The organism is Pseudomonas sp. R4-35-07 (genome assembly GCF_003852235.1).
Taxonomy (GTDB): Bacteria; Pseudomonadota; Gammaproteobacteria; order Pseudomonadales; family Pseudomonadaceae; genus Aquipseudomonas.
Genome location: NZ_CP027732.1, coordinates 1,186,087 through 1,205,321, shown reverse-complemented (window position 1 = coordinate 1,205,321; position 19,235 = coordinate 1,186,087). Strand labels below are relative to the sequence as shown.

Annotated in this window: 17 protein-coding genes; 7 read left to right on the top strand and 10 right to left on the bottom strand. The window is 60.9% G+C overall.

What is annotated here, in order from left to right:
- The first annotated feature begins 171 nt into the window (after positions 1 to 171).
- The 6 genes from C4J89_RS05395 (at position 172) to cmoB (ending at position 6,796) form a co-directional block, all read left to right on the top strand.
- Positions 172 to 1,161: a GntR family transcriptional regulator gene (locus C4J89_RS05395; protein ID WP_124413936.1), complete on the top strand. Its 990-nt coding sequence runs from the start codon at positions 172 to 174 to the stop codon at positions 1,159 to 1,161.
- Positions 1,162 to 1,270: 109 nt separating this feature from the next.
- Entirely contained in the window at positions 1,271 to 3,688 is a 2,418-nt protein-coding gene (gene lon, locus C4J89_RS05390) for an endopeptidase La (RefSeq protein ID WP_124413935.1), read from the top strand.
- A 190-nt stretch (positions 3,689 to 3,878) separates the two neighbouring features.
- Positions 3,879 to 4,268, top strand: a complete 390-nt coding sequence (locus C4J89_RS05385) for a protease inhibitor I42 family protein (RefSeq protein WP_124413934.1) — start codon at positions 3,879 to 3,881, stop codon at positions 4,266 to 4,268.
- A 260-nt stretch (positions 4,269 to 4,528) separates the two neighbouring features.
- Positions 4,529 to 4,939 (top strand): hypothetical protein, encoded by a 411-nt coding sequence (locus tag C4J89_RS05380; RefSeq protein ID WP_124413933.1) that lies wholly within the window; start codon positions 4,529 to 4,531, stop codon positions 4,937 to 4,939.
- Positions 4,940 to 5,099: 160 nt separating this feature from the next.
- Entirely contained in the window at positions 5,100 to 5,843 is a 744-nt protein-coding gene (gene cmoA / locus C4J89_RS05375; protein ID WP_124413932.1) for a carboxy-S-adenosyl-L-methionine synthase CmoA, read from the top strand.
- Entirely contained in the window at positions 5,840 to 6,796 is a 957-nt protein-coding gene (gene cmoB, locus C4J89_RS05370) for a tRNA 5-methoxyuridine(34)/uridine 5-oxyacetic acid(34) synthase CmoB (RefSeq protein WP_124413931.1), read from the top strand. Before cmoA ends, cmoB begins: the two co-directional genes overlap by 4 nt.
- 140 nt (positions 6,797 to 6,936) lie before the next feature.
- Here the strand turns inward: cmoB and tadA are convergent, their stop codons facing one another.
- From tadA to lptF, 10 genes are all read right to left on the bottom strand, one after another.
- Complete coding sequence (tadA, locus tag C4J89_RS05365) at positions 6,937 to 7,431, bottom strand: tRNA adenosine(34) deaminase TadA (protein WP_124361449.1); 495 nt, start codon at positions 7,429 to 7,431, stop codon at positions 6,937 to 6,939.
- On the bottom strand, positions 7,431 to 8,813 hold the full coding sequence (locus C4J89_RS05360; RefSeq protein ID WP_124413930.1) for a multicopper oxidase family protein: 1,383 nt from the start codon (positions 8,811 to 8,813) through the stop codon (positions 7,431 to 7,433). The genes tadA and C4J89_RS05360 overlap by 1 nt, the downstream gene beginning before the upstream one ends.
- A gap of 250 nt (positions 8,814 to 9,063) precedes the next feature.
- A complete protein-coding gene (gene pdxJ, locus C4J89_RS05355) occupies positions 9,064 to 9,807 on the bottom strand; it encodes a pyridoxine 5'-phosphate synthase (protein WP_124413929.1) in 744 nt (247 codons plus the stop codon).
- Positions 9,808 to 9,858: 51 nt separating this feature from the next.
- Positions 9,859 to 10,548, bottom strand: coding sequence for a DNA repair protein RecO (gene recO / locus C4J89_RS05350; RefSeq protein ID WP_124361446.1), 690 nt, complete (start codon positions 10,546 to 10,548; stop codon positions 9,859 to 9,861).
- 142 nt (positions 10,549 to 10,690) lie between these two features.
- Positions 10,691 to 11,593: a GTPase Era gene (gene era / locus C4J89_RS05345; RefSeq protein ID WP_124413928.1), complete on the bottom strand. Its 903-nt coding sequence runs from the start codon at positions 11,591 to 11,593 to the stop codon at positions 10,691 to 10,693.
- Complete coding sequence (rnc, locus tag C4J89_RS05340) at positions 11,586 to 12,275, bottom strand: ribonuclease III (protein WP_003188856.1); 690 nt, start codon at positions 12,273 to 12,275, stop codon at positions 11,586 to 11,588. The genes era and rnc overlap by 8 nt, the downstream gene beginning before the upstream one ends.
- A 147-nt stretch (positions 12,276 to 12,422) precedes the next feature.
- Positions 12,423 to 13,277 (bottom strand): signal peptidase I, encoded by an 855-nt coding sequence (lepB, locus tag C4J89_RS05335; RefSeq protein ID WP_124361445.1) that lies wholly within the window; start codon positions 13,275 to 13,277, stop codon positions 12,423 to 12,425.
- A 5-nt stretch (positions 13,278 to 13,282) separates the two neighbouring features.
- The gene (gene lepA / locus C4J89_RS05330; protein ID WP_003210439.1) at positions 13,283 to 15,082 is read right to left on the bottom strand and encodes a translation elongation factor 4; all 1,800 of its coding nucleotides are present in this window, start codon (positions 15,080 to 15,082) and stop codon (positions 13,283 to 13,285) included.
- Positions 15,083 to 15,233: 151 nt separating this feature from the next.
- Entirely contained in the window at positions 15,234 to 16,313 is a 1,080-nt protein-coding gene (gene lptG / locus C4J89_RS05325) for an LPS export ABC transporter permease LptG (RefSeq protein ID WP_124413927.1), read from the bottom strand.
- Complete coding sequence (gene lptF, locus C4J89_RS05320; protein WP_124361443.1) at positions 16,306 to 17,424, bottom strand: LPS export ABC transporter permease LptF; 1,119 nt, start codon at positions 17,422 to 17,424, stop codon at positions 16,306 to 16,308. Before lptF ends, lptG begins: the two co-directional genes overlap by 8 nt.
- A gap of 282 nt (positions 17,425 to 17,706) precedes the next feature.
- Here lptF and C4J89_RS05315 point away from each other — a divergent pair, with 282 nt between their 5' ends.
- On the top strand, positions 17,707 to 19,197 hold the full coding sequence (locus tag C4J89_RS05315; RefSeq protein ID WP_124361442.1) for a leucyl aminopeptidase: 1,491 nt from the start codon (positions 17,707 to 17,709) through the stop codon (positions 19,195 to 19,197).
- Positions 19,198 to 19,235 lie beyond the last annotated feature (38 nt).

Sequence of the window (19,235 nt, the reverse complement as noted above, 5' to 3'; positions counted from 1 at the left end):
TCAATGAAATAATGTATCTTTGATGAATAAATACATTTTGGTGCAAAAAGTAACAGTCCTGCGCCAAAGGCCCCAAAAAAGTGCCACCGACGTGGCGCGGAGTGACAGGCCCATCTATGAGAGAATCCCCGGCCATCGTCACGCCCTAGCACTCATGACCCAGAGAAGCAGATGAAACCAGTGTCCGCCCCGGCATCCCGTTACGCGATGATTCACAAGGTGATGCGTGATGCAATCGTCAACGGCACCGCGCGCCACGGGCTTGTGCTGCTGGAGGCGCCGCTGGCCGAGCTGTTCGGCACCAGCCGCGTGCCGGTGCGCAAGGCGCTGGACCTGCTGCACGATGAGGGCCTGATCTGCCGCTTCAACGGCCGTGGCTACCTGATCAATCCCGAAGGCCTGGCCGTGGAGCCGCTGCGCCTGCCCCTGAGCCACGCACACCTGGGCCTCAACGGCGACGACGAGCTGGTGGACACCCGGCCCCTGGGCGAGCGGATCGTCGAGGAAATCGGTGCGGCGCTGTCCACCTGCATCGCCTTTGGCCATTACCGCCTGGACGAACAAGCCGCCGCCGACCACTACGGCGTCAGCCGCGCCGTGGTCCGCGAAGCGCTGATGCGCCTGCGCGACCGTGGCCTGGTGGAGAAAGAGCCCTACTCCCAATGGTTGGCCGGGCCGTTGACCGCGCGGGAAGTCACCGAAGACTACGAACTGCGCGCCTGCCTGGAACCCGAGGCCCTTCGCCAGAGCGCGCCGGGCCTCGACCGGGAACTCCTCGAAGCCATGTTGCAGCGGGTCACGGCGGCCCAGCAGAACCCGCAATGCAGCCTGGAAGCCATCGAGCAGATCGAAGAGGACTTGCACCAGCGCTGCCTGGCCGGCCTGCAGAACCGCAAGATCGCCGCGCTGATCCGCCAGGGCCAGAGCCCGATGATCATCAGTCGGATTTTCCATCGATTGCTGGGAATCGGCGCCGATCCGGCCATGCTCGCCGAACATCGCCTGATCCTGGAGCTTTTGCTCCATGGCGCTTTCGATGCGGCCGCGCTGAACCTGCGCGAGCACCTGCAACGGGCGCGGCAGCGAATGTTGCAGCGCTTGAAGGTGCTCTCGGTACTGCCCGAGCAGCCATTGCCGGCCTACCTCCACAAAATCAGCTGACCGCGTCGCTGCAGTTACTTTATGTAATATGTTGCTATCTCACCCCTACCATTGAAACCACCGCTGCCCTGCCCCATCTAAGCTGCATACTTCCTTATGCAGGTGCCCCATGAGCGACCAGCAAGACGTCCCTGATTACGACCTGAACGACTACGCCGACCCCGAAAACGCCGAAACTTCGTCCAACACCGGCCTGGCCCTGCCTGGGCAAAACCTGCCGGACAAGGTCTACATCATCCCGATCCACAACCGGCCGTTTTTTCCGGCGCAGGTGTTGCCGGTCATCGTCAATGAAGAACCCTGGGCCGAAACCCTGGAACTGGTGAGCAAATCCGACCACCATTCCCTCGCCCTGTTTTTCATGGATACACCGCCCGAAGACCCGCGCCACTTCGACACCTCTGCCCTGCCGCTGTACGGCACCCTGGTCAAGGTGCACCACGCCAGCCGCGAAAACGGCAAGCTGCAATTCGTGGCCCAAGGCCTGACGCGCGTGCGCATCAAGACCTGGCTCAAGCACCACCGCCCACCGTACCTGGTGGAGGTCGAATACCCGCACCAGCCGAGCGAGCCGACCGACGAGGTAAAGGCCTACGGCATGGCGCTGATCAATGCGATCAAGGAACTGCTGCCGCTCAACCCGCTGTACAGCGAAGAGTTGAAGAACTACCTCAACCGCTTCAGCCCCAACGACCCGTCGCCGCTCACCGACTTCGCCGCCGCGCTGACCTCGGCCACCGGTAACGAGTTGCAGGAAGTGCTCGATTGCGTGCCCATGCTCAAGCGCATGGAAAAAGTTTTGCCGATGCTGCGCAAAGAGGTCGAAGTCGCACGCCTGCAAAAAGAACTCTCCGCCGAAGTGAACCGCAAGATCGGCGAACATCAGCGCGAGTTCTTCCTCAAGGAACAGCTCAAGGTCATCCAGCAAGAGCTGGGCCTGACCAAGGACGACCGCAGCGCCGATGTCGAACAATTCGAGCAGCGACTGGTGGGCAAGACGCTGCCGGCCCAGGCGCAGAAACGTATCGATGAAGAACTCAACAAGCTGTCGATCCTCGAAACCGGCTCGCCGGAATACGCCGTCACCCGTAACTACCTGGACTGGGCCACCTCAGTACCGTGGGGCGTGTATGGCGAAGACAAACTCGACCTGAAACATGCGCGCAAGGTGTTGGATAAACACCATGCGGGCCTGGACGACATCAAGAGCCGCATCCTCGAGTTCCTCGCGGTAGGCGCCTATAAAGGTGAAGTCGCCGGTTCCATCGTGCTGCTGGTGGGCCCGCCTGGCGTAGGCAAGACCAGCGTCGGTAAATCCATCGCCGAATCCCTGGGGCGGCCGTTCTACCGCTTCAGTGTCGGCGGCATGCGCGACGAGGCCGAGATCAAGGGCCACCGCCGCACCTACATCGGCGCGCTGCCGGGCAAGCTGGTGCAGGCGCTCAAGGATGTGGAAGTGATGAACCCGGTGATCATGCTCGACGAGATCGACAAGATGGGCCAGAGCTTCCAGGGCGACCCGGCCTCGGCGCTGCTTGAAACCCTCGATCCCGAGCAGAACGTCGAATTCCTCGACCACTACCTGGACCTGCGCCTGGACCTGTCCAAGGTGCTGTTCGTGTGCACCGCCAACACCCTGGACTCGATCCCCGGCCCGTTGCTCGACCGCATGGAAGTGATTCGCCTGTCGGGCTACATCACCGAAGAAAAAGTCGCCATCGCCAAGCGCCACCTGTGGCCCAAGCAGCTGGAAAAAGCCGGTGTGGCAAAAACCAGCCTGAGCATCAGCGACGGCGCCCTGCGTGCGTTGATCGATGGGTATGCGCGGGAAGCCGGCGTGCGTCAGCTGGAGAAACAACTGGGCAAACTGGTGCGCAAGGCGGTGGTCAAGCTGCTGGATGAGCCGAATTCGGTGATCAAGATCGCTAACAAGGACCTGGAAGCCTCCCTGGGCATGCCGGTGTTTCGCAATGAACAAGTGCTGTCGGGCACTGGCGTGATTACCGGCCTGGCCTGGACCAGCATGGGTGGCGCGACCTTGCCGATCGAAGCGACGCGCATCCACACGCTCAATCGCGGCTTCAAGCTCACCGGGCAACTGGGTGAGGTGATGAAGGAATCCGCCGAAATCGCCTACAGCTTCATCAGCTCCAACCTGAAGTCGTTTGGCGGTGATCCGAAGTTCTTCGATGAAGCCTTCGTCCATTTGCACGTACCGGAAGGCGCCACGCCCAAAGACGGACCGAGCGCCGGCGTGACCATGGCCAGCGCGCTGCTGTCCCTGGCACGCAACCAGCCGCCGAAAAAAGGCGTGGCCATGACCGGTGAACTGACGTTGACCGGGCATGTGCTACCGATTGGCGGCGTGCGTGAGAAGGTGATTGCGGCGCGGCGCCAGAAGATTCACGAGTTGATCCTGCCGGAGCCCAACCGTGGCAGCTTTGAAGAGCTGCCGGAGTACCTGAAGGAAGGCATGACGGTGCATTTTGCCAAGCGTTTTGCGGATGTGGCGAAGGTGCTTTTCTGACCGTTATGTAGTGCCTGAACTGGCGCTATCGGGGGCAAGCCCCCTCCCACATTTTGATTTGTGAATGCCTTCAAGTGTGGGAGGGGGCTTGCTCCCGATGAGGCCAGCCCTGCCAACACACCCCCCTCCTGTCACACCTTGTCTCATCTTCGGTTATGCTCGCCCTTCGTCGTGTACAACCGGAGCCCCCATGACCGTTGCCCGCCTATTTCTCCCCTTGAGCCTTGCCCTGCTGGCCGCATGCGCCAGCGGGCCGAAGCAAAACATCAGCGTGGATGACCAGAGTGCCTGCCCGCTCCAGCTCACTTCCGGTCAGAACCTGATCCTCACCCTGCCCAGCAACCCCACCACCGGCTACCGCTGGGCCATCCAGGACTCCGCCGGCGGCGTGTTGCGGGCGCTGAGCCCGGAGGTGTACAGCAGCAGCGAATCCGGCGTGATCGGTGGCGGCGGCCAGTCCACCTGGCGCTTCCAGGCATTTGCCGCCGGGCAAGGCCGTTTGCGCCTGACCTCCCAGCAACCGTGGGAGCCGGAGGCCGAACCCACCCAGACGTTCGACTGCGCCATTACGGTGAACTGATAGGTCATGGCTGATTCTTTCGTTGATGGGCGATGCTCTGGCGTGCGCTGGCACGGCTGACCAGTGACGTGCCGAACGCTCCTAGACACTCAAGAATGCGCCCAAGAAAAAACATATTTAGATCACGCATAGGCAATTTATATATCTAAACCGCCTAGCAAACTGTCATTGTTGACAGTATTCCCGCTTCCCAATCAAGAATAGCCTACCTAGCAATCCGGCACGGATAACCTCACTCACCGGATCTGGAGGTTTGAATCATGAGTCACGCTAAACTTAACGGACAAAAAGCAAATGGACACTTCTCGGGCACCATTGCTATGAATGGTCAGCCGACAGCGTTCAATGGTAAAGAGCACTTCATATTTCGTGACGGTAGCGAACTCGAGATCTACTCAGGCGAAGAGATTCCCGGCGTAGGTTGGAAGTCAATAACGTTAAAACTCGCCCCGGACATTCCCGCCGGCAAACATAATATAGGTACTTTCTCCAGTTTCAGAAGCGCTGTGGTAGTTCCCGCAAACACTGATATTCTTCAAAACTACTCGGGCACCCTTGAGATAAAACCGGACCATACAAATCGACACTACCAAGGCACGCTTTCTCTAACCGCAAGGAATAATGGTTCGAACACGTACCAAATAGAGGCCACATTCCATCTCAAAGAATAATTTTAACCAATGCCAGTCATCACTGATTATAAAGACTGTGCCGGCATCATGAGCCAGTGCAGTCCTTTTTTGTACCGGTGATGGTTTTCAGACAAATCGCGCACGCCCCGTTCAACTTAGCTAAAATGCCGGCCTTTCCTTCCTCGTCGCCGGAACAACCGTGAGCAAAGAACCCGATCGCCTATTCGCCCAGCCCCTGCCCCAGGTGCCGGACTTCGCCTTTAACGAAGACGTGGTGCGGGTGTTCCCGGACATGATCAAGCGCTCGGTGCCCGGTTACCCGACCATCGTTGAAAACCTCGGCGTGCTCGCCGCCCAGTTCGCCCAGCCGGGCAGTGTGCTGTATGACCTGGGCTCGTCCCTGGGCGCCGTGACCCAGGCCCTGCGCCGCCATGTGCGTACCGACGGGTGCCGGGTGATCGCGGTGGATAACTCGACGGCGATGGTCGAACGCTGCCGCGAATACCTCAATGGCCAGGATTCGATGTTCCAGGAATTGCTGCCGGTGGAGGTGATCGAGGGCGATATCCTCGCCCTGCACTTCCAGCCGGCCTCGGTAGTCGCGCTGAACTTCACCCTGCAATTCATCGCCCCCGATGAACGCCTGGCGTTGCTCGGGCGCATCCGTCAGTCGCTGCTGCCGGGCGGTGCGCTGATCCTCTCGGAAAAACTGCGCTTCAACGATACCCAGGAACAGGCGTTGCTCACCGACCTGCATATCGCGTTCAAACGCGCCAACGGCTACAGCGAGCTGGAAATCGCCCAGAAGCGCAGCGCCATCGAAAACGTCATGAAGCCCGACAGCCTCGAAGAACACCGCGAACGCCTGCTGGCGGCCGGGTTCTCGAAAGTCGTGCCGTGGTTCCAGTGTCTTAACTTTGCCTCGTTGATTGCCTTGCCATGATTGATTTGTCTCCCCTCGCCCGCCATCTGGTCGGCACTCCCTTGGCCGTGTGGGCCCAGGGCCTGCAAGCGCAGCTCGATAGCAAAATGGAAAAAGGCCATGGCGACCTGGAGCGCTGGCAAAGTGCATTGGACGCGCTGCCCAACATCCAGCCCAGTCACGTCGACTTGCTCACAGGCCTGGTGTTGGACACTGAATGCGATGACGCCACCCGTGCGCAAATGCACACCGCGCTGATGGGCCTGAGCCCGTGGCGCAAGGGGCCGTTCCACCTGTTCGGCGTGCATGTGGACACCGAATGGCGCTCGGACTGGAAGTGGTCGCGGGTGGCGCCGCACCTGGATTTGAACGGCAAGCGCATCCTCGATGTGGGCTGCGGCAACGGCTACTACATGTGGCGCATGCTCGGCGCCGGCGCCGACAGCGTGATTGGCGTCGACCCGAACTGGCTGTTTTTCTGCCAGTTCCAGGCGGTGCAGCGGTACCTGTCAGCACCCAGGGCCTGGCACCTGCCGTTCCCGTTCGAAGACCTGCCGGCGAACCTTGAAGGCTTCGACACGGTGTTTTCCATGGGCGTGTTCTATCACCGTCGTTCGCCGATAGAACATCTGCTGGCGCTGAAGGACACCCTGGTCAAGGGCGGCGAACTGGTGCTGGAAACCCTGGTGGTGGAAGGCGACCAGCAACAAGTGCTGGTACCGGAAGACCGCTACGCGCAGATGCGTAACGTGTGGTTCCTGCCCTCGGTCCCCGCGTTGATGCTATGGCTGCGCCGCGCCGGTTTCAGTGACGTGCGTTGCGTGGATGTGAGCGTGACCACGGTGGAGGAACAGCGTGGGACCGGGTGGATGAAATACCAGTCGCTGAGTGACTTTCTCGATCCGGAAGATCACAGCAAGACGATTGAAGGGCTGCCGGCACCGATGCGGGCGGTGATCATCGCCAAGAAATAGTCCCGCTCTTCCTGAATAAACAGAGGGCAAAATGTGGGAGGGGGCTTGCCCCCGATAGCAGAGTGTCAGCCACCACATTTATGGCTGATACACCGCCATCGGGAGCAAGCCCCCTCCCACATTTTTATCCTCAGTGTTCTTTAGAGTGGTGGCTTGGCCCGCCGGGCTTTGAAAAACTCACTCAACACCGTTCCGCACTCCTCGGCCAGCACTCCGCCTTCGAACAGCACCTTATGGTTGAGAAACCCCTGGGTAAAAAACTGGCCCTGGCTCTGCACAATCCCGGCCTTGGGTTCCAGCGCGCCATACACCACCCGCGCCACCCGCGAATGCACGATCAGGCCGGCGCACATGCTGCACGGCTCCAACGTCACATACAACGTGCTGCCAACCAGGCGATAGTTGCTGATCGCTTGCGCAGCGGCGCGGATGGCGACCATCTCGGCATGCGCGCTGGGGTCATTGCCGCTGATCGGGCAGTTGAAACCACGGCCGATGATCTCACCGTTTTGCACCAGGACCGCGCCCACCGGCACTTCACCCAGCGCCGCGCCCTGGGCGGCAAGTGCCAGGGCTTCGCGCATGAAGTCCTGGTCGCGGCTGCGGTCGATGATCGCCGGGCGAATCTGGCGCATCACGCCACCTCGATGGCGGCCATCAGGCCGGTTTCCATATGGTCGATCACATGGCAGTGGAACATCCACACCCCCGGGTTATCCGCCACCAACGCCACGCGGGCGCGTTCGTTCTTGCCCAGCAGGTAGGTGTCGGTGAAATACGGGATGACCTTGTGGCGGTTCGAGGCAATCACCTTGAAACTCATGCCGTGCAGGTGGATCGGGTGCTGGTACTGGGTCATGTTCTTCAATTCGAAAATATAGCTTTTGCCCTTCTCCAACTTGGCGATCGGGCGGTCGGCGCAGGTTTTGTCGGTGATGTCCCAGGCCTGGCCGTTGATCTGCCACAAGCTCGGTGGCTTGCCGTTGTCGACGTTGACCGACACCGAGCCGACCCACTCGAAATTGAAGTTGAGTTTTTCCGCATTGGCCAGGTCCGGTTCGGCAACCGGGTTGGGCGGCAATGCGGGCGGCCATTCGCTCGGCGCGTCGGTATTGGCCACCGAGCGGAACGTACCCAGACGCACCGGGCCATTGCGGATCGACAGCTCTTCGCCCGCTGGCGGCGCCTTGATGGCCAGGCAAATACGCATCCCAGGGCCCAGCCAGTATTCCTTGCCCAGCGGGCGCGGCTCGATGGGGTTGCCGTCCAGCGCGTAGATCTGCGCTTCGACATCCGGGATGTTGAGGCGATAAGTCAGGGTGTTGTCGAGGTTGAGCAGGCGCACGCGGGTGATCTGCCCGGCCGGCAGGTCGATCACCGCCTGGGCCACGCCGTTGATGGTGGACAACCGCCCTGCCGTACCGCCACGCGCCGCCTCGCGGGGAATACTGAACGCCACGAAGGCGCCCTCTTCATCCACGTGCCAGCTTTTCAGGCTGAGGGTGCGTTCGTGCTTGAAACCGGTGGGCTCGCGCTCTTCGATGATCAACGGCCCGACCAGGCCACGGCCGAGTTCTTCGCTGCTGTTCACATGGGGGTGGTACCAGTAGCTGCCGGCGTCGGGCACGCGGAACTTGTAGTCGAAGTATTCCCCTGGCAATACCGGCAATTGCGAGACGTAGGGCACGCCGTCCATTTCCAGCGGCAGGCGGATGCCATGCCAGTGGATGGTGGTGGCGACCGGCAGGTGGTTGATAAAGCGCACCCGCAGCCATTCGCCCTGGCGTACGCGCAGCTCGGCGCCCGGTGCAGAAGGGCCGAACGCCCAGGCTTGGGTGGTGTGGCCCGGCACCAGTTCCACATCGAGCGGCGCGGCGATCAGTTGGTAGTCGCTTCCTGCGTTGGCATCGGCAACCTTGCCCAGCCAGTAGCGGTAGGCGCCACCGGCGCCCACACCTACGACGGCCAGGCCGGCAAGGCCACCGAGGATCTGTCGACGGGAAAACGATTGGGACACAACAACCTCACGTATCGGTCGCAGGCCAGGGCCCGCAAAGGGCAGATACGATACACCTGCGCGGGCTAAACAGTAAGGGTTCGCATTGCCGCATGGTGCAATTCTACAATTCACTGGGGTCCCAATGTGGGAGGGGGCTTGCTCCCGATAGCGGTGGATCAGTCAATATATGTACTGACTGACACCCTGCTATCGGGAGCAAGCCCCCTCCCACATTTTTGATATGCATTGGGTTCTATAGCGTGTTCGCTCAGGTCCTGGCAGCCGCCAGAATCAGCGCCTTCATCTCGGCCACGGCGCCTTTGAACCCGACGAACAGCGCGTGAGCCACCAGCGCATGCCCGATGTTCAGTTCGTTGATGCCCTTGATCGCGGCCACGGCTTCGACGTTGTGATAGTGCAGGCCATGGCCGGCGTTGACGATCAGGCCTTCAGTGAGGCCGCAGTTCACACCGTCGATGATGCGTTGCAGCTCCTCGGCCACTTCGGTCGGCGTGGTGGCATCGGCGTAGCGACCGGTGTGCAGCTCGATCGCTGGCGCGCCGACGCGGCGCGAGGCTTCGATCTGGCGCTCGTCAGCATCGATGAACAATGACACTTCGCTGCCGATCTTCGACAGGCGCTCCACGGCAGCCTTGATTCGCGCTTCCTGGCCCGCGACGTCAAGGCCGCCCTCGGTGGTGAGTTCCTGGCGGGTTTCCGGCACCAGGCAAATGTGCGCCGGGCGGATGCGCTCGGCGAACGCCATCATTTCCTCGGTGACGCCCATTTCGAAGTTCATGCGGGTCTGCAGCACGTCCTTGAGCAGCAACACGTCGCGCTCCTGGATGTGGCGGCGGTCTTCGCGCAGGTGCACGGTGATGCCGTCGGCGCCCGCTTCTTCGGCGTCCAGCGCAGCCTTGACCGGGTCAGGGTAACGGGTGCCCCGGGCCTGGCGCAGGGTGGCGACGTGGTCGATGTTGACGCCAAGAAGAATGCGATTGCTGGTGCTCACGGAAGCGCTCCTGAAAAGGGAAAGAATCGGTGCACAGCATACACGGGGATGTCAGGGCTTTCGAAACAACTCGCGACTGACCAGCGGCCGTCCGCCCAGGTGCACGGCCAGGGCCTGGCGCATCAGGCGCTTGGCGGCGGACAAGGCGCCGGGGGCAGTCCAGTCCGCCTCGCTCATCGCCAGCAGTTCGGTGCCCTGGAACAGACCGGGTTGCAACAAGTACACACGCTCAAGGCCTGCGTCTACTTGCAGGCGGTACATGCCGTCGGCGGCGACGGGATCACCGTGCAGGTCGTTGTGCAGTTCAAAACCGTAGCCCAGGTCATCCAGCAGGCGCCATTCAAAGGCGCGCAACAGCGGCTCCAAAGGACGGCCTTCAGCGAGGGCGAGCAAGGTGGCGGCGTAGTGATCGAAGACCGCCGGGTGCGGGTCTTCGGCGGGCAACAGGCGGATCAGCAGCTCATTGAGATAGAGCCCGCTAAACAGCGCATCGCCATTGAGCCAGGCAGAGGTGCCAACGCTTTCCAGGCGGCCCACGTTCTTCAACTCGCCCTTGCCACGAAACTCCACGTCCAGCGCCACGAAGGGCCGCGCCAACGTACCGGCCTTGCCCCGCGCACTGCGCAAAACCGCGCGCAAGCGACCTTGAGGCGTGAGGAAGTCCACCAGCGCGCTGGTCTCACGGTAGGCGCGGCTATGCAGGACGTAGGCGAGCTGGCTGGGGGGTGGGGTTGGGGACATGGGTTCTCGATCTTGAAAACAACATAAACCTAATGTGGGAGGGGGCTTGCCCCCGATGGCAGTCTGTCAGTCACTTATTTGTTAACTGACCCACCGCTATCGGGAGCAAGCCCCCTCCCACATTTTCAGCCCTGCGGTGTGCTTACAGGTCGCCGTAGCCGAGGGAGCGCAACGCACGCTCATCATCGGACCAGCCACCCTTAACCTTCACCCACAGGTTAAGCATGATCTTGGAGTCGAACAGCAATTCCATGTCCTTGCGCGCCTCGGTGCCGATGCGCTTGATGCGCTCGCCCTTGTCGCCAATGATGATTTTCTTCTGGCCGTCACGCTCAACGAGGATCAAGGCATGAATGTGCAGGGTTTTGCCCTGCTGCTTGAACTCTTCGATTTCAACGGTGATCTGGTACGGCAGCTCGGCGCCCATCTGGCGCATGATTTTCTCGCGCACCAGTTCGGCGGCGAGGAAGCGGCTGCTGCGGTCGGTGATCTGATCTTCCGGGAAGAAATGCTCGTTCTCCGGCAGGTAGCCGGCAATCACGCGTTCCAGGGCTTCGAGGTTGTGGCCGTGCTGCGCCGAGATCGGCATGATCTGGGCGTTTGGCAGTTGCTCCTGCAGCCAGCTCAGGTGCGGCATCAGCTCGGCTTTGTCTTCGATGCGGTCGGTCTTGTTCAGCGCGACGATCAAGGGGCCGGTGACGTACTGCACACGATCGAGGACCATCTGGTCTTCGTCGGTCCACTTGGTGCGGTCAACCACGAAGATCACCACGTCGACGTCTTTCAACGCCGCCGAAGCGGTCTTGTTCATGTAGCGGTTAAGCGCTTTTTCGCCGCCTTTGTGCATGCCAGGGGTATCCACATAGACCGCTTGCACGTTGCCTTCGGTCTTGATGCCCAGCATATTGTGGCGGGTGGTCTGCGGCTTGCGCGAGGTGATCGCGAGCTTCTGGCCGAGGATGTGGTTCAGCAGCGTGGACTTGCCCACGTTCGGGCGGCCGACGATGGCAACATAGCCACAGCGTGTTGCGGTTGAATCAGTCATGGCCATTCTCCACGCCCAGGGCAATCAGTGCTGCAGCGGCCGCTACCTGTTCGGCAATACGACGGCTCACACCCTGACCTCGGCTTTTTTCGTTCAGTAAGGTGATTTCACATTCCACGAAGAACACGCGGCAATGCGGCTCACCCTGGATATCCACCACTTCGTAGCGTGGCAGTTCGCAACCGCGCGATTGCAGGTATTCCTGCAGGCGGGTCTTGGGATCTTTGTTGGTGTCGACCAGCGTCAGGCTCTCGATTTCCGACGCCAGCCAGGCGACCACGCGCTCCTTGGCCGTTTCCATCCCGGCATCGAGGTAGATCGCACCGATCAATGCCTCCAGGGCATCAGCCAGGATCGACTCGCGCCGGAAACCGCCGCTTTTCAATTCACCGGAGCCCAGCCGCAGGTACTCGCCCAGGCCGAAACCTCGGGCCAGCACGGCCAGGGTCTCGCCCTTCACAAGGCGTGCACGCAGGCGCGAAAGCTGGCCTTCACGGGCCTGGGGAAAACGCTCGAAGAGCGCCTCACCGGCGGCGAAGTTGAGGATGGCGTCACCGAGGAATTCCAGGCGCTCGTTATTGCGCCCTGCAAAGCTGCGGTGTGTGAGGGCAAGGACCATCAATTCCTGGTCCTTGAAGGTGTAGCCGAGCTGACGCTCGAGACGACTGAGAGAAACGGTCACGGTTTATCCATATCTAGTTGGTGGCACCGGCGGCCATCGACGATTGACGCAGTGTTCAAATTCAAATCCTGATGGGTGCTACGGGGCATCGGAAAATGTCCAAGCCCCAGAAAAGCATTCGGCGCTGTGTTCACAGCGCCGCTTGTATTACTTGATCAGCCCTACCCGCGAGAAGTTCGGCAGGTGGCTGAGCTTGGGTTCCGGCCAACTCATCCAGACCGCGAAGGCTTTGCCGACAATATTCTCGTCGGGCACCATGCCCAGCAGATCCTTGGGAATAGTGGGGTCGTCCCAGTAGCGGCTGTCATTGGAGTTGTCGCGGTTGTCGCCCATCATGAAATAGTGCCCGGCAGGCACTTTCCACTGGCCATCGGGCATCGCGCGGTAGCGGCTCATTTCCTTGCGGATCTGGTGCTCTACCGTACCGAGTTTTTCTTGGTACAGCTCGGCGCTGCCCAAGGTATTCGGCTCGGCGCCCAGCAGTTTCTCGGCCACTGACTCACCGTTGACGAACAGGCGCTTGTCACTGGTGTAGCGGATCACGTCGCCCGGCAGGCCGACCACCCGCTTGATGTAGTTGACGTTCGGGTCGCTTGGGTAGCGGAACACCATCACATCACCGCGCTGGGGGTCACCGACTTCGATGACCTTCTTGTCGATCACCGGCAAGCGGATCCCATAGGAAAACTTGTTCACCAGGATGAAGTCGCCCACGTCCAGGGTAGGTTTCATCGACCCCGACGGGATCTGGAACGGCTCCACCAGGAACGAACGCAGCACCAGCACGATGAACAACACCGGGAAGAACGACTTGCCGTATTCAACCAGCAAGGGCTCCTTGTTCAGCTTCTCGACCACCACCGCATCAGGCTGGCTGACGCTGCCCTGATAGGAGGCGATAGCCGCCCGCCGACGCGGGGCGAAGAACACCAGATCGAGCAACGCCAGGAGGCCGCAAACGGCGACGGCGATGACCAGCAACAGCGGGAAATTTAGTGACATAGGACCTAACTATCCAACCTGAGCACCGCAAGGAAGGCTTCTTGTGGAATTTCCACGTTGCCCACTTGCTTCATGCGTTTTTTACCGGCCTTTTGCTTCTCAAGCAGCTTGCGCTTACGGCTTACGTCACCGCCGTAGCATTTGGCCAGTACGTTCTTTCTGAGTGCCTTGACGGAGGTCCGCGCAATGATCTGCCCGCCGATGGCGGCCTGGATCGCGACGTCGAACATCTGGCGCGGAATCAGTTCTTTCATCTTCTCGGTCAACTGGCGACCTTTGTAGTGCGCATTGTCCTTGTGCACGATCAGTGCCAGGGCATCGACCTTGTCGCCGTTGATCAGCACATCCAGTTTCACCAGATTAGCCGATTGGTAACGATCGAAATGGTAATCCAGCGAAGCATAGCCGCGGCTGGTGGATTTGAGACGGTCGAAGAAGTCCAGGACCACTTCGTTCATCGGCAAATCGTAGGTCACTTGCACCTGGGTACCGAGGAACAACATGTCGTGCTGCACGCCACGTTTTTCGATACACAGAGTGATGACGTTGCCCAGGTGCTCCTGCGGAACCAGGATATTGGCCCGCACGATCGGCTCGCGCATGTCTTCGATGGAAGACAGATCCGGAAGCTTGGACGGGTTGTCGACGTAAATCGTTTCACCGGTTTTCAGCGCCAGCTCAAAAATAACCGTCGGCGCGGTGGTGATCAGGTCCAGGTCGTATTCGCGCTCCAGGCGCTCCTGGATGATCTCCATGTGCAGCATGCCCAGGAACCCGCAACGGAAGCCGAAGCCCAGGGCGTCGGAACTTTCCGGGGTGTACTGCAGGGACGAGTCGTTGAGGGTCAGCTTCTGCAGGGCTTCGCGGAAGTCTTCGAAGTCGTCGGAGCTGACCGGGAACAGGCCGGCGTAGACTTGCGGCTGGATGCGTTTGAAGCCCGGCAGCACGTCGACATCGGGGGTGGAACTCAAGGTCAGGGTGTCGCCTACCGGCGCCCCGTGAATGTCCTTGATACCGGCGATGATGAAGCCCACTTCACCGGCTTTCAGGTCCGTGGTGGCCGTGTGCTTGGGGTTGAACACACCGACGCTGTCCACCAGGTGGATCTTGCCGGTGGATTTGACCAGGATTTTGTCGCCTTTCTTCACGCGGCCGTGGCGTACGCGCACCAGGGACACGACGCCCAGGTAGTTGTCGAACCAGGAATCGATGATCAACGCCTGCAGCGGATCTTCGTAGTTACCGGTAGGGGCCGGGATGGTCTTGACCAGGCGCTCGAGCACTTCGTCGACGCCAAGGCCGGTCTTGGCGCTGCACTCGACGGCGTCGGTGGCGTCAATGCCGATGATTTTTTCGATTTCTTCTTTTACGCGGTCCGGATCAGCCTGGGGCAGGTCGATCTTGTTCAGCACCGGCATGACCTCAAGGCCCTGCTCGATGGCGGTATAGCAGTTGGCTACGGACTGAGCCTCGACGCCCTGGCCGGCGTCGACCACCAGCAAGGCACCTTCACAGGCCGCCAGCGAGCGGCTGACTTCGTAGGTGAAGTCAACGTGGCCGGGGGTGTCAATGAAGTTCAGCTGGTACTTGATGCCGTCTTTGGCGGTGTAGTACAGGGTGACGCTATGGGCCTTGATGGTGATCCCGCGTTCACGCTCGAGGTCCATGGAGTCCAGGACCTGGGCTTCCATTTCACGCTCGGCAAGGCCGCCGCACATCTGGATGAATCGATCGGCCAGCGTCGACTTGCCATGGTCAATGTGGGCGATGATGGAGAAATTGCGGATATGACTCAAATCACTCACGGATCAACACTCAAAAAGGCTGCAGGCAGATTGCCCGCTGAAAAATAGCCGGGAATTGTACCTGATGCTCAGGCCAGACGTCATCTTTGCTGACCAGAACAAAAATGCCCCGCTGGGATAAGCGGGGCATTTTTTATGCATAAGCGCGCAATCAACCGGCTCGGCGCAACAACCAGAACCCGGCCACGGCGCAGATAAACGTCGGCACCAGCACCGCAAACAGCGGCGAGAAGCCAAATACCAGGCTCGACGGCCCCAGCAGGTCCTGGGCGATGCGGAAGGTGAAGCCCACCAGCACGCCGGTGAATACCCGCTGGCCGAGGGTCACGGAACGCAACGGGCCGAAGATGAAGGAGATCGCCATCAACACCAGCGCGGCGGTGACCACCGGTTGCAACACCTTGACCCAGAACGCCAGCCAGTAGCGACCATTGTTCAGGCCCTGGTCCTTGAGGTAGTGGATGTAGCTCCACAACCCCGAGATCGGCAGGGTTTCCGGGACCATGATCACGGTATTGAGCAGTTCCGGCTTGAGCGCGATGTCCCATGCCTGGGTGGGCTCATTGACCACTTCGGTACTGGACTTGATGCCCTGGCCCACGTTATGGAAGAGCGTGGTGGTGACGTCGCTCAGTTGCCATTTTTCACCGTCATACTGCGCGCGCTTGGCGAAACTGGAGCTGAGCATGTGCCGCTCCTTGTCGAACGTGTAGCGCGTCACGCCGATCAACAGCCCGCCTGGCTGCACGGCGTTGATGTGGATGAACTGGTCACCCTGGCGGTGCCACAGGCCGTGCTTGGAACTTTGCGCATCGCCCGAACCCTGGGCCAGGGCGCGATTGGCCTGGGCGGTGGCTTCGGACGGTGGCGCAACGTATTCGCCGATCAGCACGCTGCACGCCATCAGCAGCAGCATTGGCTTCATCACGGCCCAGACGATACGCCCGATGGACACGCCCGCCGCGCGCATGATGGTCAATTCGCTGTTGCTGGCCAGGGTGCCCAGGCCGATCAGGCAGCCGATCAGGCCGGCCATCGGCATCATGTCGTAGAGACGACGCGGCGCGGTCAGCGCCACGAAGCTCAGTACGTCGGTGACCGTATAGGTATCGGTGACGTTGCCCACTTCATCGATGAACGCAAACAGCGAGGCCAAGCCCAGGATAATGCCCAATACCGCCAGGATGGCGATCAGTACGCTGCTACCAATGTAGCGATCGAGCTTAGCCACGAGCCAACTCCTTCAGGCCACGACGGCTCTTCATTTTCAAACGGATAGGCTCCCAGTAGAGAAGCCCCAGGCCGATCACCAGGAAAATCCCGTGGACCCACCACAGGCCCAGGGCGGGCGCAATCTTGCCCTTTTCCAGGGAGCCACGGGCGGAAATCAGGATGGTCAGGTACGCCATATACAGCAGGATCGCCGGCAGCAGCTTGAGGAAACGGCCCTGACGCGGGTTGACGCGCGACAGCGGCACAGCCATCAAGGTCACGATGAATACCAGCAGCGGCAGCGACAGGCGCCATTGCAGCTCGGCGATCGAGCGCAGCTCCTGGCTACCGAACAGTGATGCGGTCGGGAGCGCATCGCGGTCGGTGACCTCGTCGCTGATCTCGGGTTTGGGCAGCATGACGCCGTAGGTGTCGTACTTGATCACACGGTAATCGGCCAACCCCGGGCTGCCATCGTAGCGATAGCCGTTGTCCAGGATCAGGTAGCGGCTGCCGTCGGGGCGCACTTCCTGGCGGCCGCCGTCGGCCACCAGGATCGAGATGCCCCGGTCTTTCTGGTCCTTGCCGAGGTTTTTCTGGGAAATGAACACGCCGCTCAGGTTGGAACGGTCTTCGGTCATTTCTTCGGTATAGGTCACGCGCGTGCCGTCGTTGAGCGCCTGGAAGCGCCCGGGTTCGAGGGTGTCGAACTCGGTCATCGCGTCCTGCTTGTTCAGCAACAACTGAAACTGCATGGCCCCCTGAGGCGCCAGGCTCAGGCTCAACCAGGCCACCAACAGGGCAACGCCGGCGGCCGGCACCATGGTCATGGCCAGCAGGCGCTGCTGGCTCATGCCAGTGGCCGACAGCACGGTCATCTCGCTTTCGAGATATAGCCGGCCATATGCCAGCAGGATGCCAAGGAACAGGCCGAGCGGCAGGATCAGTTGCAAGAAGCCCGGCAGGCGAAAGCCCATGATCAGGAACAAAGAGCCCGGATCCAGGGCGCCCGAGGCGGCCTGCGCAAGGAATTTGACGAAACGACCACTCATGATGATGACCAGCAATACCGCACTCACGGCACTCAGGGTCAACAGGACTTCGCGGGATAGATAACGGAAGACGATCAAACCAGACACTCCAGGGTTGTCAGGCTAAGGCGGCCAAACAAGCAAGCATACCGAGTCGACCCGTTTGCGCGGGCCGGCTAAAAAGATGGCGCATTATCCTGTGATTGACCGCGCCTGTCACTGCGCAACCTCATGCGCACGCACAAAGCGTGCTTCGAGGGTTGTCAGGCTCCGCCGGCGAGGTTCAAACTGCGGCCTTTGTCGCTGGCGGTTTACAAGGCTGCCACGCTTTAAAGCCTGGGTACACATGCCAGGCTCACCGACCTTATAAGGGACCCGAAAATGGAATTGGTTGTAAAAAGCGTTAGCCCCGAAACGTTGAAAACCGCCACCCTCGTGGTCGCTGTCGGCGAAGGCCGCAAACTCGGCGTTGCCGCCAAGCAACTCGATGAGCTGAGCGGCGGCGCCATCAGCGCCGTGCTCAAACGCGGCGACCTGGCCGGCAAAGTCGGCCAGAGCCTGCTGCTGCAGAGCCTGCCGAACCTCAAGGCTGAGCGCGTATTGCTGGTGGGCGTGGGCAAGGATGCCGAGCTGGGCGACCGTCCATTCCGCAAGATCATCAGCGCCGTCCTCACCACCCTTAAAGGCCTGGGCGGCAGCGATGCGGCACTGGCACTCGATGAAATCGTCGTAAAAGGCCGTGACAGCTACGGCAAGACCCGTCTGCTGGCCGAAAGCCTGGTGGACGGCGGCTACGTTTTCGACCAGTTCAAGAGCCAGAAAGCCGAACCGCGCGCGCTGAAAAAAATCACCCTGCTGACCATCAAGGCTGCCCAGGCTGAAGTCGAGCGCGCCGTCACTCATGCAACGGCTATCGCCAACGGCATGTCGTTCACCCGCGACCTGGGCAACCTGCCGCCGAACATCTGCCACCCGACTTATCTGGGCGAGCAAGCCAAGGCGTTGGGCAAAGAGTTCAAAGCCCTCAAGGTCGAAGTGCTTGATGAGAAAAAGATCAAGGACCTGGGCATGGGTTCGTTCTATGCCGTGGGCCAGGGCAGCGACCAGCCGCCACGCCTGATCGTGATGCAGTACAACGGCGGCAAGAAGTCCGAGAAGCCGTATGCGCTGGTCGGCAAGGGCATCACCTTCGACACCGGCGGCATCAGCCTCAAACCGGGCGCCGGCATGGATGAGATGAAATACGACATGGGCGGCGCCGCCAGCGTGTTCGGCACCCTGCGCGCCGTGCTGGAACTCAAGCTGCCGATTAACCTGGTGTGCATCCTGGCCTGCGCCGAGAACATGCCGAGCGGCGGTGCTGCCCGCCCAGGCGATATCGTCACGACAATGAGCGGCCAGACCGTGGAAATCCTCAACACCGACGCCGAAGGCCGCCTGGTGCTGTGTGACGCGCTGACCTACGCCGAACGCTTCAAGCCGCAAGCGGTGATCGACATCGCCACCCTGACCGGTGCCTGCGTGGTTGCCCTGGGCGCCCACACATCGGGCCTGCTGGGCAATAACGACGAGCTGATCGAGCAATTGCTCAGCGCCGGCAAGGCCGCCGACGACCGCGCCTGGCAACTGCCGCTGTTCGATGAGTACCAGGAGCAACTGGACAGCCCGTTCGCCGACATCGCCAACATTGGCGGGCCGAAAGCCGGCACCATCACCGCCGCGTGCTTCCTGTCGCGGTTTGCCAAGAACTTCAACTGGGCGCACCTGGACATCGCCGGTACGGCATGGACCAGCGGCGGCAAGGACAAGGGCGCCACTGGCCGTCCGGTACCCCTGCTGACCCAGTACTTGCTGGACCGCGCCAAGGCCTAAGCGCCCCCGGCAGTTCTGTAGGAGCGAGCAAGCTCGCT

Bases quoted from the DNA above. Each gene is read 5' to 3' on its own strand.
- C4J89_RS05395 (WP_124413936.1), top strand. From the start codon at position 172: ATGAAACCAGTGTCCGCCCCGGCATCCCGTTACGCGATGATTCACAAG.
- lon (WP_124413935.1), top strand. From the start codon at position 1,271: ATGAGCGACCAGCAAGACGTCCCTGATTACGACCTGAACGACTACGCC.
- C4J89_RS05385 (WP_124413934.1), top strand. From the start codon at position 3,879: ATGACCGTTGCCCGCCTATTTCTCCCCTTGAGCCTTGCCCTGCTGGCC.
- C4J89_RS05380 (WP_124413933.1), top strand. From the start codon at position 4,529: ATGAGTCACGCTAAACTTAACGGACAAAAAGCAAATGGACACTTCTCG.
- cmoB (WP_124413931.1), top strand. From the start codon at position 5,840: ATGATTGATTTGTCTCCCCTCGCCCGCCATCTGGTCGGCACTCCCTTG.
- tadA (WP_124361449.1), bottom strand. From the start codon at position 7,431: ATGCGCCAGATTCGCCCGGCGATCATCGACCGCAGCCGCGACCAGGAC.
- recO (WP_124361446.1), bottom strand. From the start codon at position 10,548: ATGTCCCCAACCCCACCCCCCAGCCAGCTCGCCTACGTCCTGCATAGC.
- era (WP_124413928.1), bottom strand. From the start codon at position 11,593: ATGACTGATTCAACCGCAACACGCTGTGGCTATGTTGCCATCGTCGGC.
- lepB (WP_124361445.1), bottom strand. From the start codon at position 13,277: ATGTCACTAAATTTCCCGCTGTTGCTGGTCATCGCCGTCGCCGTTTGC.
- C4J89_RS05315 (WP_124361442.1), top strand. From the start codon at position 17,707: ATGGAATTGGTTGTAAAAAGCGTTAGCCCCGAAACGTTGAAAACCGCC.